Origin of the sequence: Streptomyces roseoverticillatus (genome assembly GCF_000719265.1) — a bacterium.
GTDB lineage: Bacteria > Actinomycetota > Actinomycetes > Streptomycetales > Streptomycetaceae > Streptomyces > Streptomyces roseoverticillatus.
In genome coordinates this window covers 108,089-122,067 of record NZ_JOFL01000010.1, presented here as the reverse complement: position 1 = coordinate 122,067, position 13,979 = coordinate 108,089, and the positions used below count along the sequence as shown (strand labels likewise).

Here is a 13,979-nt window from a genome sequence, read left to right as displayed (position 1 = left end):
GCCGCGCGGGGCCCGCCGTCGCGGTGCGTGCGGTCAGCGCTGCGAGCCGTAGCCGCGGAGCTTCTCCGCGGCCCGGGAGGCCTGGTCAAGGGTGAGGAGCGCCGGGGCGCGGCCGGGGACGGAGGAGGCCGTGAGCCAGACCCGGCACATCCACTCCAGCTGGGCGGTGCGGTCGTACGCCTGGTCGAGGCCCGCGCCGTAGGCGAGGGTGCCGTGGTTGCGCAGGAGGCAGCCGGTGCGGCCGGCGAGGGCCTCCAGGGCGTGCGCGGCCAGCTCGTCGCTGCCGTAGAGGGCGTACGGGGCGACGCGGACCGGCCCGCCGAGGGCGCCGGCCATGTAGTGGATCAGCGGCAGCTCGTCGACGAGGGTGGAGACGGCCGTGGCGTGGACGGCGTGCGTGTGCACGATCGCGGCGGCGTCCGTGGCGCGGTAGACCGCCAGGTGCAGGGGGAGCTCGCTGGTGGGGGCCAGGTCGCCGAGGAGCCGGCGGCCCTCCGGGTCGACGGCGACCACGTCGCGCGGGGTCAGCCGGTCGTACGGGACGCCGCTCGGTGTGACGACGATCACGTTGCCGACCCGGGCGGAGACATTGCCCGACGTGCCCACGACGAGGCCGTCGGCCGTGGTGCGGCGGGCCGCCTCCACCACATCGGCCCACGTCCGGCGGATCTGCTCGGTCTCCCTCATCCGTCCTCCACCCCTCTGCATCCGTTTCCCGCCTCCGGTTCGCGTCACTGCCCTGCCCGGGTCAGTTCACCTTCCGTTCACCCAAGGTCTTTACGGTCCCCGCTGTACTGACCATCGAGCTGATTGCCTGGGTGAATGGAACACATCACGCTTCTCATCGGGATCGTGATCGTCACGGCCTTGGTGTTCGACTTTACGAACGGCTTCCACGACACGGCCAACGCCATGGCCACCACCATCTCCACCGGGGCCCTCAAGCCCAAGGTGGCAGTGGCGATGTCGGCCGTGCTGAACCTCGTCGGCGCATTCCTGTCCGTGGAGGTCGCCAAGACGATCTCCGGCGGAATCATCGATGAGAGCGCGGGCATCAGACCGGAAATCATCTTCGCGGGTCTGGTCGGCGCGATCGTCTGGAACCTGCTGACCTGGCTCGCCGGTCTGCCCTCCAGCTCCTCGCACGCCCTCTTCGGCGGCCTCATCGGCGCGACGGTCGTCTCCGTCGGCTTCGACGCGGTCAACGCCGACAAGGTCGTCATGAAGGTCCTCATCCCCGCCGTCGCCGCGCCGATCGTGGCCGGCCTCGCCGCCTGGTGCGCGACCCGGCTCACTTACCGGCTCGCCCGCGGCCGCGACGAGCGCGACACCGCCAAGGGCTACCGCGCCGGGCAGATCGCCTCGGCCGCCCTGGTCTCCCTCGCCCACGGCACCAACGACGCGCAGAAGACCATGGGCGTGATCACCCTCGCGCTCGTCGCCGGCGGCGTCGTCGCGCCGCACTCCGACCCGCCGCTGTGGGTCATCGTCTCGGCCGGCCTCGCCATCGCGCTCGGCACGTACCTGGGCGGCTGGCGCATCATCCAGACCCTCGGCAAGGGCCTCACCGACATCAAGCCCGCGCAGGGCTTCGCCGCCCAGACCGGCGCCGCGACCGTGATCCTCGCCTCCTCGCACATCGGCTTCGCGCTCTCCACCACCCAGGTCTGCTCCGGCTCGATCATGGGCGCGGGCCTCGGCCGCAAGGGCGGCGTCGTGCGCTGGTCGACCGCCGGGCGCATGGTCATGGCCTGGGGCCTGACCCTCCCCGCGGCCGGTCTCGTCGCCGGTGGCGCGGCCCTCCTCGCCGACCAGGGCGACTGGGGCGTCGCCACGGTCGCCGTCCTCGGCCTCGCCGTCTCCGGCGCGATCTGGCTGGCCTCGCGCCGCAAGCCCGTCACCCACGACGACCTGGACTCGCGCGACGCCGTCGCCGGCGCCGAGCCGGCCGGTGTCGTCACCGCGGCCCTCCAGGCCGTCGCCCCGCCGCCGGCCGGCCCGCCGGCCGCCGCGGTCTCCCCCTCCCCCGAGGCCGGGCGGGCTCCTGCCGCCGCCGCGGCGGCGAGCTAAGGCATAAGGAAGAAACGCATGCACATCGACTGGGCAGCTCTCGGCCAGGTCTTCGGCGTCAGCCTCGTGGTGACGGTCGGCCTGGTGGGCATCTTCACCCTGGGCATCGTGGGCACGTCGCCCCGTACGGGAGGCTCGGCGGACCCGGGTGCGAGTGCGGGTACGAGTGCGCTCGCGCGCTCCGGGGCGTACGCGTGCTTCGCGCTGTGCGCGGCGGCCGTGGGGTACGGCATCTACTTGATCGTGGCGTAAGCGCCGCGCTCGCCTTCGAACGGCCGGGTCCCTGAGGGGGCCCGGCCGTTCGCGTGCCGGCTTGCAACTCGTTGCCACGCAACGCACTCCCGCCGCAACGGCGATCAGCCACCACGGGTGTGACCGGCGGTGCCGTACCCACGGCCGGTTCGGCACCGCCGGACACGCACGCAGTGGTTGCTCGCCGCGGCGGCGGTAAAAGACGTCGGCCGCACCCGGCACGGGAACGGCTCGGCCCAGGTCAGACGTGAGTTGACGGCGCCCGCGGCGCATGGTGGACTTCCGGAGCCAAACGGCGACAGCAGAGGAAGCCGGTGCGAATCCGGCGCGGTCCCGCCACTGTCACCGGGGAGCGTCTCCCCACGCGATGGCCACGGCGGCGAGCCGGAAGGCCGGGGCGGCGCGGATCCGGGAGCCAGGAGACTCTGGTCGCCGGTCACGTCGAGCCAGGGCGCGGACCCTGAGTGAGGACACATCGTCATGCCCGGCTCCCGCCACCGAACGCCCCGCAGAGCCCCCTCCCCCCGCCGAGGCGTGACGGCGGTCTGATCCGATGCGTGCCGATCCGATCGGTTTCGCGTGCGGCGCCGCCCTCGGCTACCTCGGTGACCGCGTCCTGGGCGACCCGCGCCGCGGCCATCCCGTCGCCGCGTTCGGCCGCGCCGCGCAGGCCGTTGAGCAGCGCCTGTGGCGTGACGACCGCGGCCGTGGCGCCCTGCACACCCTGGTGTGCGCCGGAGGCGCGGCCGCGGGCGCCGCACTGCTGGCCCGTTCCGTACGCGCCTCCCGTTCCCGTACCGCCGACGTCGCGCTGACCGCCGCCGCCACCTGGGCGGTGCTCGGCGGCACGTCCCTGGGCCGTGAGGCCCGCGCCATCGGGGGCGCGCTCGCCGCCGGTGACGTGGAGGTCGCCCGCGAGCGCCTGCCGCACCTGTGCGGCCGCGACCCGCAGGCGCTGGACGGTCAGCAGATCGCCCGCGCCGTCGTGGAGTCCGTGGCCGAGAACACCTCCGACGCCGTCGTCGGCGCCCTCGTGTGGGGCGCGCTCGGCGGCGTGCCCGGCCTGGTGGGCTTCCGGGCCGTGAACACGCTCGACGCGATGGTGGGTCACAAGTCGGCCCGTTACCGCCGTTTCGGCTGGGCCTCGGCCCGCCTGGACGACGTGGCCGGCTGGCCCGGCGCCCGCCTGACCTCGGCCCTCGCCGTCATCGCGGGCCCGGACCCGCGGGGCGCCTGGCGCGTGGCCCGGCGCGACGCGTCCCGCCACCCCAGCCCCAACGCGGGCCCCGTGGAGGCCGCGTTCGCGGGCGCGCTCGGCGTGCGGCTGGGCGGCACGCTCGCGTACGCGGGCCGGGTGGAGCACCGCCCCGTCCTGGGCGGGGAGAACCGCCCCGTGCGGACGGACGACATCGAGCGCGCGGTACGCCTCTCGCACCGCGTGGCGCTGCTGGCCCTGGGGACAGCGGTGGCGGCCCGCACAGTGGGCAGCCTGTTGACGACGGCAAGAACGGCAAGGAGGAGCCGGTGACGGCTGACAGGAGCGGGCCCGGGGGCCCGCTGGGCGGGGGCCTGCTGGTGGCCGGCACCACCTCGGACGCGGGCAAGAGCGTGGTGACGGCCGGCATCTGCCGCTGGCTGGTCCGCAAGGGCGTCAAGGTCGCGCCGTTCAAAGCGCAGAACATGTCGCTCAACTCGTTCGTGACGCGCGAGGGCGCGGAGATCGGCCGCGCGCAGGCCATGCAGGCGGCCGCGGCGCGCGTGGAGCCGAGCGCGCTCATGAACCCCGTCCTGCTGAAGCCCGGCGGCGACCGGAGCAGCCAGGTCGTCCTGATGGGCAAGCCGGTCGGCGAGCTGAGCGCTCGCGGCTACCACGCGGGCCGCCAGGAGCAGTTGTTCGGCACCGTGACCGACTGCCTGGAGGAGCTGCGGCGCACGCACGACGCGGTCATCTGCGAGGGCGCGGGCAGCCCGGCCGAGATCAACCTGCGGCGCAGCGACATCGTCAACATGGGCATCGCCCGGGCGGCGCGGCTGCCCGTGGTCGTGGTCGGCGACATCGACCGGGGCGGCGTCTTCGCGTCGTTCTTCGGCACGACGGCGCTGCTGTCGCCGGAGGACCAGGAGCTGGTAGCGGGTTACGTCGTCAACAAGTTCCGGGGCGACGTGACGCTGCTGGAGCCGGGTCTGCACATGCTGTACGAGCTGACGGGCCGGCGGACGTTCGGCGTCCTGCCGTTCGCGCACGGCCTCGGCATCGACGAGGAGGACGGCCTGCGGGTCTCCCTGCGGGGCGCGGTGCGCGAGTCGGTGGTGGCCCCGCCGCACGGGGCGGACGTGCTGCGGGTCGCGGTGTGCGCGGTGCCGCTGATGTCGAACTTCACGGACGTGGACGCGCTGGCGGCCGAGCCGGGCGTGGTCGTGCGCTTCGTCGACCGCGCGGAGGAGCTCGCCGACGCCGACCTGGTGATCGTGCCGGGCACGCGCGGCACGGTGCGCGCGCTGGCGTGGCTGCGCGAGCGCGGCCTGGCGGACGCCCTGGCCCGGCGCGCGGCGGAGGGCCGCCCCGTCCTGGGCATCTGCGGCGGCTTCCAGGTGCTGGGCGAGCGGATCGACGACGAGGTCGAGTCGAAGGCGGGCACGGTCGAGGGGCTGGGCCTGCTGCCGGTGCGGGTCCGGTTCGCGGCGGAGAAGACCCTGGCGAGACCGGTGGGTACGGCCCTCGGCGAGACCGTGGAGGGCTACGAGATCCACCACGGCGTGGCGGACGTACGGGGTGGGGACGAGCCGTTCTTGGACGGCTGCCGGGTCGGCGCGGTGTGGGGCACGCACTGGCACGGCTCCCTGGAGAGCGACGGCTTCCGCCGGGCGTTCCTGCGGCGCGTCGCGGAGGCGGCGGGGAGGGCGTTCGTCCCGGCCCCGGACACGTCGTTCGCCGCGCTGCGGGAGGAACAGCTGGACCGGCTGGGCGACCTGATCGAGGAACACGCGGACACGGACGCGCTGCTGCGGCTGATCGAGGACGGGGTGCCGAAGGGCGTCCCGTTCATACCGCCGGGGGCGCCACCTCTGCCTGCGCAGAGAGAACCACAGGGCGGACAGGGCCCGGACCGTCGTCGGCTCACCCCCGACCGCGCGGGGCACGGCGACACGCTGCAGGATCCGGCGACCACCGACATGCCCAGTCGGATCGATTCCCTCGAAGGGGGTAACACCTGATGGCTCCGGCCACCTACCCGTTCACCGCGATCGTCGGGATGGACGACATGCGGCTGGGCCTGTTGCTCAACGCGATCTCGCCGGCCATCGGCGGAGTGCTCGTACGGGGCGAGAAGGGCACGGCGAAGACGACGACCGTACGAGCCTTGTCGGCGCTGCTGCCGCAGGTCGTGACGGTCCACGGCTGCCGGTTCTCCTGCGACCCCGCCGCCCCCGACCCCACCTGCCCGGACGGGCCCCACGCGGGCGGGCCCGGCGACGCCCGCCCGGCCCGCATGGTCGAGCTGCCCGTCGGCGCCTCCGAGGACCGGCTCGTCGGGGCGCTCGACATCGAGCGGGCGCTGGGCGAGGGCGTGAAGGCCTTCGAGCCGGGCCTGCTCGCCGCCGCGCACCGGGGCGTCCTCTACGTCGACGAGGTCAACCTCCTCGGCGACCACCTGGTCGACTCGCTGCTCGACGCGGCGGCCACCGGCGTCTCCTCCGTCGAGCGCGAGGGCGTCTCCGTCCGGCACGCGTCCCGTTTCCTCCTCGTCGGCACCATGAACCCGGAGGAGGGCGAGCTCCGTCCCCAGCTCCTCGACCGCTTCGGGCTGACCGTCGAGGTCGCGGCCTCGCGCGAGCCCGACGAGCGCGTCGAGGTCGTCCGCCGCCGGCTCGCCTTCGACGAGGACCCTGCCGCGTTCGCCGCCAAGTGGGCCGCCGAGGAGGAGACGCTGCGCGAGCGGATCGCCGCCGCCCGCGCGCTGCTGCCGTCCGTGCGGCTGGGCGACGGGGCGCTGCGCCGGATCGCCGCCGTGTGCGCGGGCTTCGAGGTGGACGGCATGCGCGCGGACATCGTGACCGCGCGGACGGCGTCGGCGCTGGCCGCGTGGGCGGGCCGTACGGACGTGCTGACCGAGGACGTACGGCAGGCGGCGCTGCTGTCGCTGCCGCATCGCCGCCGGCGCAACCCGTTCGACGCTCCCGGCCTGGACGAGGACAAGCTCGACGAGATCCTGAACGGCTTCGAGGACGAGGAGCCGGACCCGGAGCCCGAGCCCGAGGGGCCGGACGACGACGGTCCCGGCGACGGCGGTCCCGAGGGCGGCGGCCCCGACGGCGGCGGGCAGCGGCCCCCGCAGGACGGCCCGGGCCCCGACGGCACGCCCGACGTGCCGCAGCAGCGGCAGGAGCCGGCCGGGTCCGGCACCGGGCCGGAGTCCACGGACGCCCCCGAGAGCGCGCCGGCGACCGGAGAGGCCCCCGAAGCCCCCGCAGTCGCCGCTTCCGCCCCGTTCCGGACCCGCAGGCTCGACGTCCCGGGTCTCGGCGAGGGCGCCGACGGCCGCCGTTCGCGGGCCCGTACGGCGCACGGCCGGACGACCGGTTCCCGCCGTCCCCGCGGCGCCCTGTCCCGGCTGCACCTGGCAGCGACGGTGCAGGCGGCCGCGCCGCACCAGCGGGCGCGCGGGCGCAGCGGCCCCGGCCTGCTCGTGCGCCGCGACGACCTGCGGGAGGCGGTGCGCGAGGGCCGCGAGGGCAATCTCGTGCTGTTCGTCGTGGACGCCTCCGGTTCCATGGCGGCCCGGAAGCGGATGAGCGCGGTGAAGGGCGCGGTGCTGTCGCTGCTGCTGGACGCGTACCAGCGCCGCGACAAGATCGGGATGATCACCTTCCGCGGTGCGGGCGCCGAGGTGGCGCTGCCGCCGACGTCGTCGGTGGACGCGGGCGCGGCCCGGCTGGAGAAGCTGCCGACGGGCGGCCGCACGCCGCTCGCGGCGGGCCTGCTGCGGGCGCACGAGGTGCTGCGGGTGGAGCGGCTGCGCGACCCGTCGCGGCGGCCGCTGCTGGTCGTGGTGACGGACGGCCGGGCGACCGGCGGCCTTGAGCCGCTGCAGCGGGCGGCGCGCGCGGCGCGGCTGCTGGCCGGCGAGGGCACCGCGTCGGTGGTCGTGGACTGCGAGCAGGGGCCGGTGCGGCTCGGGCTCGCCGCCGAGCTGGGCCGGGAGCTGCGCGGCCCGGTCGTGACGCTGGACGAGCTGCGCGCGGACAGCATCTCCGCGCTCGTACACACCGTACGGACCACTCAGACCAGGAGGGCCGCGTAATGCCCAAGGGGCAGCCGACCACCGTTCCCGACGACGGACTCACGACGCGCCAGCGCCGCAACCGGCCGCTCGTCTTCGTCCACACCGGCATCGGCAAGGGCAAGTCGACAGCGGCGTTCGGGCTGGCGCTGCGGGCCTGGAACCAGGGCTGGCCGATCGGGGTGTTCCAGTTCGTGAAGTCGGCGAAGTGGAAGGTCGGCGAAGAGAACGCGCTGCGGGTGCTCGGTGCGTCGGGCGAGGGCGGCACCGTCGACTGGCACAAGATGGGCGAGGGCTGGTCGTGGATCCAGCGCGACAGCGATCTGTCGAACGAGGAGAAGGCCCGCGAGGGCTGGGAGCAGGTCAAGCGCGACCTCGCGGCCGAGCGGTACAAGCTGTACGTGCTGGACGAGTTCGCCTACCCGATGCACTGGGGGTGGATCGACACGGACGAGGTGATCGAGGTGCTGCGCGACCGCCCCGGCACCCAGCACGTGGTCATCACGGGCCGCAACGCCCCGGAAAAGCTGGTCGAGTTCGCGGACCTGGTGACGGACATGTCGAAGGTGAAGCACCCGATGGACACCGGTCAGAAGGGCCAGCGGGGCATCGAGTGGTGAGTACGCACATCCCCCGCCTGGTCATCGCCGCGCCGGCCTCCGGCAGCGGCAAGACCACCGTGGCCACCGGCCTGATGCGGGCCTTCGCGGACGCGGGGCTCGCCGTGTCGCCGCACAAGGTGGGGCCGGACTACATCGACCCGGGCTACCACGCGCTCGCGACCGGCCGCCCGGGCCGCAACCTCGACGCGTACATGTGCGGCCCGGAGCGGATCGCGCCGCTGTTCCTGCACGGGGCCGCGGGCTGCGACGTCGCGGTGGTCGAGGGCGTGATGGGCCTGTACGACGGGGCGAGCGGGCAGGGCGAGCTGGCGTCGACGGCGCACGTGGCGAAGCTGCTGAAGGCGCCGGTCGTGCTGGTCGTGGACGCGTCGTCGCAGTCGCGTTCGGTGGCCGCCCTGGTGCACGGCTTCGCGTCCTGGGACCCGGAGGTACGGGTCGCGGGCGTCATCCTCAACAAGGTCGGCTCGGACCGCCACGAGGCGCTCCTGCGGGAGGCGCTGACGGAGTCGGGGGTTCCGGTGCTGGGGGCGGTGCGGCGGGTGCCTCAGGTCGACACGCCGAGCCGGCACCTGGGATTGATTCCGGTGGCCGAGCGGCGGGCCGAGGCGGTGGAGGCAGTGGCCGCCCAGGCCACGCAGGTACGGGAGGGCTGCGACCTGGAGGGCCTGCTGGCTCTGGCGCGCACGGCGCCTCCGCTGACGGCCGAGCCGTGGGACCCGGCAACCACCGGGCCGCACCCGAAGAACGCACCGGTAGTGGCAGTAGCAGCCGGCCCGGCGTTCACGTTCTCGTACGCCGAGCACACCGAGCTGCTCCGAGCAGCAGGCGCGGAGGTCGCCCCGTTCGACCCCCTCCGCGACGAGTCCCTCCCGGACCGCACCGCCGCCCTCCTCATAGGCGGCGGCTTCCCCGAGGTCTACGCCCCGGAACTCTCCGCGAACGAGCCCCTCCGCAAACAGGTCGCCGCCCTCGCGGCAACCGGCGCCCCGGTCATCGCCGAGTGCGCGGGCCTGCTCTACCTGTCGCGCTCGCTGGACGGCAAGCCGATGTGCGGCGTGCTGCCCGCGGACGCCCGGATGTCCGGCCGTCTCACCCTCGGCTACCGCGAGGCCGTGGCGATCGCGGACAATCCGCTGGCGCAGGCCGGCACCCGTGTCCGGGGCCACGAGTTCCACCGCACGGTGACGGAGCCGGGTGCGGGCGCGGCCCCGGCGTGGGGCTTCACCCACCCGGAGCGCCGCACGGAGGGGTTCGTGGCCGGCGGGGTCCACGCCTCGTACCTGCATGTGCACTGGGCGGGCGCCCCCGGCGCGGCCGCCCGGCTCGTGGCGGGCGCCGCCGCCCGCGGGTGACGCCGGTGGCCCCCGTCTCCGCCTCCGTCTACGTGGGCGTGGGCGCCCGGCGCGGCGTGCCGGCCGCGGAGGTGCTGGAGCTGGTCGAGCGGGCGCTCGCGGAGGCGGGGGCGGCCGGGCTGCGGCCGTCCGCGCTGGTGACGGTGGAGGCGAAGGCGTGCGAGCCCGGGCTCGTGGAAGCGGCCGCCCGGCTGGGGGTGCCGCTGCGGTCCTACGGGGCCGGCGCCCTGTCACGGGTCGCCGTGCCGGGTTCGTCGGCCACCGCTCTGGCCGCCGTGGGCACGCCCGCCGTTGCGGAGGCGGCGGCGCTGCTGGCGGCCGGGCCGGGGGCCGTCCTGGCCGTGGGGAAGCGGAAATCCGCGCGGGCGACGTGCGCGGTCGCGTACGGACCCGCTTGACGGCCCTTCGGCGGCCGTCAGTACCGTTTCCGGGTGGGCCGCACGCGCCCGCCGACGACCATCCGGTACTCACAAGAAGGCGGCCCGCGGCCATGCACACTCCCAGCGAACCCGACCTGCGCCACCACGGTGACGCCGAAGTGCGGGGTGCCGGCGCGGAGCTGACGGACCTCGCGGTGAACGTGCGGGCCGGAACGCCGCCGGTGTGGCTGCGCGAGCGCATCGCCGCGTCGCTGGACGGGCTCGCCGCGTACCCGGACGGCCGGGCCGCGCGGCGGGCGGTGGCGGCGCGGCACGGGCTGCCGGAGGAGCGGGTGCTGCTGACGGCGGGCGCGGCGGAGGCGTTCGTGCTCCTCGCGCGGGCGCTGCGGGTGCGGCGGCCGGTCGTCGTGCACCCGCAGTTCACGGAGCCGGAGGCGGCGCTGCGGGACGCGGGGCACCAGGTGGAGCGGGTGCTGCTCGACGAGGCGGACGGCTTCCGGCTGGACCCGCGGGCGGTGCCGGGGGACGCGGACCTGGTCGTCGTCGGCAATCCGACGAACCCGACGTCCGTGCTCCACCCGGCGCGTGACCTGGCGCGGCTCGCCCGGCCGGGCCGGACGCTCGTCGTGGACGAGGCGTTCATGGACGCGGTGCCGGGCGAGGCCGAGTCGCTGGCGTCGGTCACGGACCTGCCGGGGCTCGTCGTGCTGCGCAGCCTCACCAAGACGTGGGGGCTGGCGGGCCTGCGCATCGGCTACGTCCTCGCGTCGCCCGGGACCATAGCCCGGCTGGAGCGCGCGCAGCCGCTGTGGCCGGTGTCGTCGCCGGCGCTGGCGGCGGCCGAGGCGTGCAGCGCTCCCCCGGCGCTCGCGGAGGCCGGGCACGCGGCGCGGCGGCTCGCCGAGGACCGGACGTATCTGGCGGCGGCGGTGGGCCAGTTCGAGGGGGTCCGGGTGCACGGGCCGGCGGCCGGGCCGTTCCTGCTGATCCGGGTACGGGGTGCCGCGGCCGTACGGGGCAGGCTGCGGGGGCTGGGGTTCGCGGTGCGGCGCGGCGACACGTTCCCGGGGCTGGGGCCCGACTATCTGCGCCTCGCGGTCCGGGACCGTGCGACGACGGACCGCTTCGCGGAGGCCCTCGGGAAGGCGCTCGCCGAGGGGTGAGATCGCCTCTGGCCGAGGGCGGCAGTGATCGCTAGGGTGCCGCCGTATGGCGACCTCGCGAATAGCCCCGGCAGCCCCGGCAGCCGCCGACCGGACGGCGCGGCTGGCCGTCACCGTGTTCCCGCTGCTCGTCGTCGCGGCCGGGGCGCTGGGGCTCGCCGCGCCGTCGCACTTCACCGGCTGGGCGCCGGCCGTGCCGTACCTGCTGGGCGTCGTGATGTTCACGATGGGCCTGACGCTGACCGGTGACGACTTCCGCGCGGTCGCCGAGCGGCCCTGGGCGGTCGGGCTCGGCCTCGTCGCCCACTACGTCATCATGCCGGGGCTGGGCTGGCTGATCGCCACGGCGCTGGGGCTGCCACCGCAGCTGGCGGCCGGGGTGATCCTGGTCGGCTGCGCGCCGAGCGGGACGGCGTCCAACGTGGTCACGTACCTCGCGCGCGGGGACGTCGCCCTGTCGGTGTCCGTCGCGACCGTGTCGACGCTCGTCGCGCCGCTGGTCACACCGCCGTTGACGCTGCTGCTGGCGGACCGGTTCCTGGACGTGGACGCCGGCGCCATGCTCACCGACATCCTCAAGACCGTGCTCGTGCCGGTGGTCGGCGGGGCGCTGGTGCGGATGGTGGCGGGGCGGCGCGTCGCCCGGGTGCTGGGCGTGCTGCCCTCCCTGTCGGCGCTGACGATCGCCGTCCTCGTGCTGATCGTGGTGTCGGGCAGCGCGGCCCGCATCAAGGACGCGGCGGCCCTCGTCTTCCTCGCCGTCGTCCTCCACAACGGCCTCGGCCTGGCCCTCGGCTACGCGGCGGGCCGCCTGGCCCGGCTCGGCGGCCCGTCGAGCCGGGCGATGGCCTTCGAGGTCGGCATGCAGAACTCGGGCCTGGCGGCGTCCCTGGCAACGGCCCACTTCAGCCCCGCGGCGGCGCTGCCGGCGGCGGTCTTCTCGGTGTGGCACAACGTTTCGGGGGCGGTGGTGGCGGCGTGGATGTCCCGCCGCGGGGCTCCTCACGGAGGGTGACCGTAGCGAGGCCCAGCCTGCCGGGCACCGCCGGAACCCACCGTCGCAGCTGATCACCGCCGCGGCGGAGGGAGTTGCTGGGCGAGGCGAGTGCCGCCCCACCCCGACCTGACCGGCGATGCCGAAACCGCAGGTCGCCAGGCACCGCCGACAACCACCGCCTCGGCCGGTCACCGCCGCGGCGGAGGGACTTGCCGAGCCGGCGCCGCCCACCAGGCGGAGTTACCCGGCCCGGCATCACCCCGGAAGCAGGCCACCACACCAGCCGAGCCGCACCTTCCCTCCCGCCGCGACGGCTGGGGGTACCTCCCAGCGGTAGCTGGGGGAGCAACCCCCGGTAAACGCCTCCGGCGGTGCCGAACCCAGCGCAGGTCGCCAGGCACCGCCGGACACCAGCATCATGGCCGATCGCCGCCGCGGCGGCGGGACCTTGCCGGCCGCAGGCCCCCCATCAGCGGATCACCCTCCCCCGTAGGATCACGCGGCTCGGGGAGCCGAGGACGCGGACGTCCGCACGGGGGTCCGCGTCGTAGACGACGATGTCGGCCGAGGCGCCCTCTTCCAGGCCCGGGCGGCCGAGCCAGGCGCGGGCCGCCCACGTCGTGGCGGCGAGGGCGTCGACCGGCGGGATGCCGGCCTTGACGAGTTCGGCGACCTCCTGGCCGACGAGGCCGTGGGCGAGGGAGCCGCCCGCGTCCGTACCGACGAAGACGGGGATGCCCGCGTCGTGCGCGGCCCGCACCGTGTCGTAGCGGCGCGCGTGCAGGCGCCGCATGTGGTCCGCCCAGAGCGGGAACTTCGCCTCGCCGCCCTCCGCGAGCCGCGGGAACGTCGCGATGTTGACGAGCGTCGGCACGATGGCGACCCCCCGCTCCGCGAACAGCGGAATGGTGTCCTCGGTGAGCCCCGTCGCGTGCTCGATGCAGTCGATGCCCGCCTCCACCAGCGGTGCCAGCGTCTCCTCCGCGAAGCAGTGCGCCGTCACCCGCGCCCCGAGCCGGTGCGCCTCGGCGATGGCCGCCGCCACCTCGCCCCGGGGCCAGCAGGCGGACAGGTCGCCGGTCTCGCGGTCGATCCAGTCGCCGACGAGCTTGACCCAGCCGTCCCCGCGCCGCGCCTCCCGGGCCACGTAGGCCACGAGGTCCTCGGGCTCGATCTCGTGCGCGTAGTTGCGGATGTACCTGCGCGTCCGCGCGATGTGGCGCCCGGCGCGGATGATGCGCGGCAGGTCCTCGCGGTCGTCGATCCAGCGCGTGTCGGAGGGCGAGCCGGCGTCCCGCAGGAGCAGGGCCCCCGCGTCCCGGTCGGTCAGCGCCTGCTTCTCGCTCGTGGACTCGTCGACCGGCCCGTGGGCGTCGAGCCCCACATGGCAGTGCGCGTCCACGAGGCCGGGCAGCGCCCAGCCCTCGATGGTGGTGACGTCCCGCGCTCCCACCGGCCGTTCGAAGGTGATCCGGCCGTCGACGACCCACAGCTCGTCGCGCACCCCGCCGTCCGGGTCCGCGCCGACAAGCACCCGCCCCTTGATGTGCAGCACATCGCTGTCGCTCATGGACCGCACTGTACGAGCCCGCTCCTCCCGCGCGCCAAGGGGCTGCCGGCCCCGGGATCCGGCCGGCCCCGCCCGGGTCCCGGGAAATTCCCCGGGACCCGCCTTTCGTATTCATGCAGACAACTCCCCGCGCATTCTCTTGCCCGCTCCCCCGCACCCTAAACGCAGAATTTTTCTTACGTTTTCAGAAGTGAATTCATCCGCCCCGCAACCCCCTGTGACACACTCCACACCCCACCCCTTTCGCCCGGTTATTTCCGGGCAAACCACACCGCATCGCGCCCGCCTCG

12 protein-coding genes and 1 riboswitch are annotated in these 13,979 nt (G+C 75.1%); of the genes, 10 read left to right on the top strand and 2 right to left on the bottom strand.

Translation table 11 applies throughout. The annotated features are described in order from the left end of the window. Positions 1 to 33: 33 nt before the first annotated feature. Positions 34 to 687 (bottom strand): class II aldolase/adducin family protein, encoded by a 654-nt coding sequence (locus tag IF61_RS0113855; RefSeq protein WP_043189080.1) that lies wholly within the window; start codon positions 685 to 687, stop codon positions 34 to 36. A gap of 135 nt (positions 688 to 822) precedes the next feature. Here IF61_RS0113855 and IF61_RS0113850 point away from each other — a divergent pair, with 135 nt between their 5' ends. The 10 genes from IF61_RS0113850 to IF61_RS0113805 all read left to right on the top strand — a co-directional run bounded on the left by IF61_RS0113850 (position 823) and on the right by IF61_RS0113805 (position 12,137). Next, the gene (locus IF61_RS0113850; protein WP_030366661.1) at positions 823 to 2,070 is read left to right on the top strand and encodes an inorganic phosphate transporter; all 1,248 of its coding nucleotides are present in this window, start codon (positions 823 to 825) and stop codon (positions 2,068 to 2,070) included. 18 nt (positions 2,071 to 2,088) lie between these two features. Continuing rightward, positions 2,089 to 2,322 carry a hypothetical protein gene (locus tag IF61_RS0113845; protein WP_030366660.1) on the top strand — a complete coding sequence of 78 codons (234 nt, stop codon included), beginning with the start codon at positions 2,089 to 2,091 and terminating at the stop codon, positions 2,320 to 2,322. Positions 2,323 to 2,627: 305 nt separating this feature from the next. Next, a riboswitch (cobalamin riboswitch) is annotated at positions 2,628 to 2,747 on the top strand. A 128-nt stretch (positions 2,748 to 2,875) separates the two neighbouring features. Beyond that, complete coding sequence (locus tag IF61_RS0113840) at positions 2,876 to 3,850, top strand: cobalamin biosynthesis protein (protein ID WP_030366659.1); 975 nt, start codon at positions 2,876 to 2,878, stop codon at positions 3,848 to 3,850. Between the two features lie 29 nt (positions 3,851 to 3,879). Then, a complete protein-coding gene (locus IF61_RS0113835; protein ID WP_245684507.1) occupies positions 3,880 to 5,538 on the top strand; it encodes a cobyric acid synthase in 1,659 nt (552 codons plus the stop codon). After that, the gene (locus IF61_RS0113830; protein ID WP_030366657.1) at positions 5,538 to 7,625 is read left to right on the top strand and encodes a putative cobaltochelatase; all 2,088 of its coding nucleotides are present in this window, start codon (positions 5,538 to 5,540) and stop codon (positions 7,623 to 7,625) included. The genes IF61_RS0113835 and IF61_RS0113830 overlap by 1 nt, the downstream gene beginning before the upstream one ends. Beyond that, complete coding sequence (cobO, locus tag IF61_RS0113825; RefSeq protein WP_030366656.1) at positions 7,625 to 8,224, top strand: cob(I)yrinic acid a,c-diamide adenosyltransferase; 600 nt, start codon at positions 7,625 to 7,627, stop codon at positions 8,222 to 8,224. Before IF61_RS0113830 ends, cobO begins: the two co-directional genes overlap by 1 nt. Beyond that, the gene (locus IF61_RS0113820) at positions 8,218 to 9,579 is read left to right on the top strand and encodes a cobyrinic acid a,c-diamide synthase CobB (RefSeq protein ID WP_397945232.1); all 1,362 of its coding nucleotides are present in this window, start codon (positions 8,218 to 8,220) and stop codon (positions 9,577 to 9,579) included. Before cobO ends, IF61_RS0113820 begins: the two co-directional genes overlap by 7 nt. A 5-nt stretch (positions 9,580 to 9,584) precedes the next feature. Next, positions 9,585 to 9,977, top strand: coding sequence for a cobalamin biosynthesis protein (locus tag IF61_RS0113815; RefSeq protein WP_030366654.1), 393 nt, complete (start codon positions 9,585 to 9,587; stop codon positions 9,975 to 9,977). Positions 9,978 to 10,069: 92 nt separating this feature from the next. Beyond that, positions 10,070 to 11,122 (top strand): Rv2231c family histidinol phosphate aminotransferase CobC, encoded by a 1,053-nt coding sequence (gene cobC / locus IF61_RS0113810; protein WP_030366653.1) that lies wholly within the window; start codon positions 10,070 to 10,072, stop codon positions 11,120 to 11,122. A 46-nt stretch (positions 11,123 to 11,168) separates the two neighbouring features. Further along, positions 11,169 to 12,137: a bile acid:sodium symporter family protein gene (locus tag IF61_RS0113805; protein ID WP_030366652.1), complete on the top strand. Its 969-nt coding sequence runs from the start codon at positions 11,169 to 11,171 to the stop codon at positions 12,135 to 12,137. Between the two features lie 451 nt (positions 12,138 to 12,588). On the opposite strand, the gene IF61_RS0113800 is transcribed toward IF61_RS0113805, so the two are convergent. After that, a complete protein-coding gene (locus IF61_RS0113800) occupies positions 12,589 to 13,689 on the bottom strand; it encodes an amidohydrolase family protein (protein WP_030366651.1) in 1,101 nt (366 codons plus the stop codon). Positions 13,690 to 13,979 lie beyond the last annotated feature (290 nt).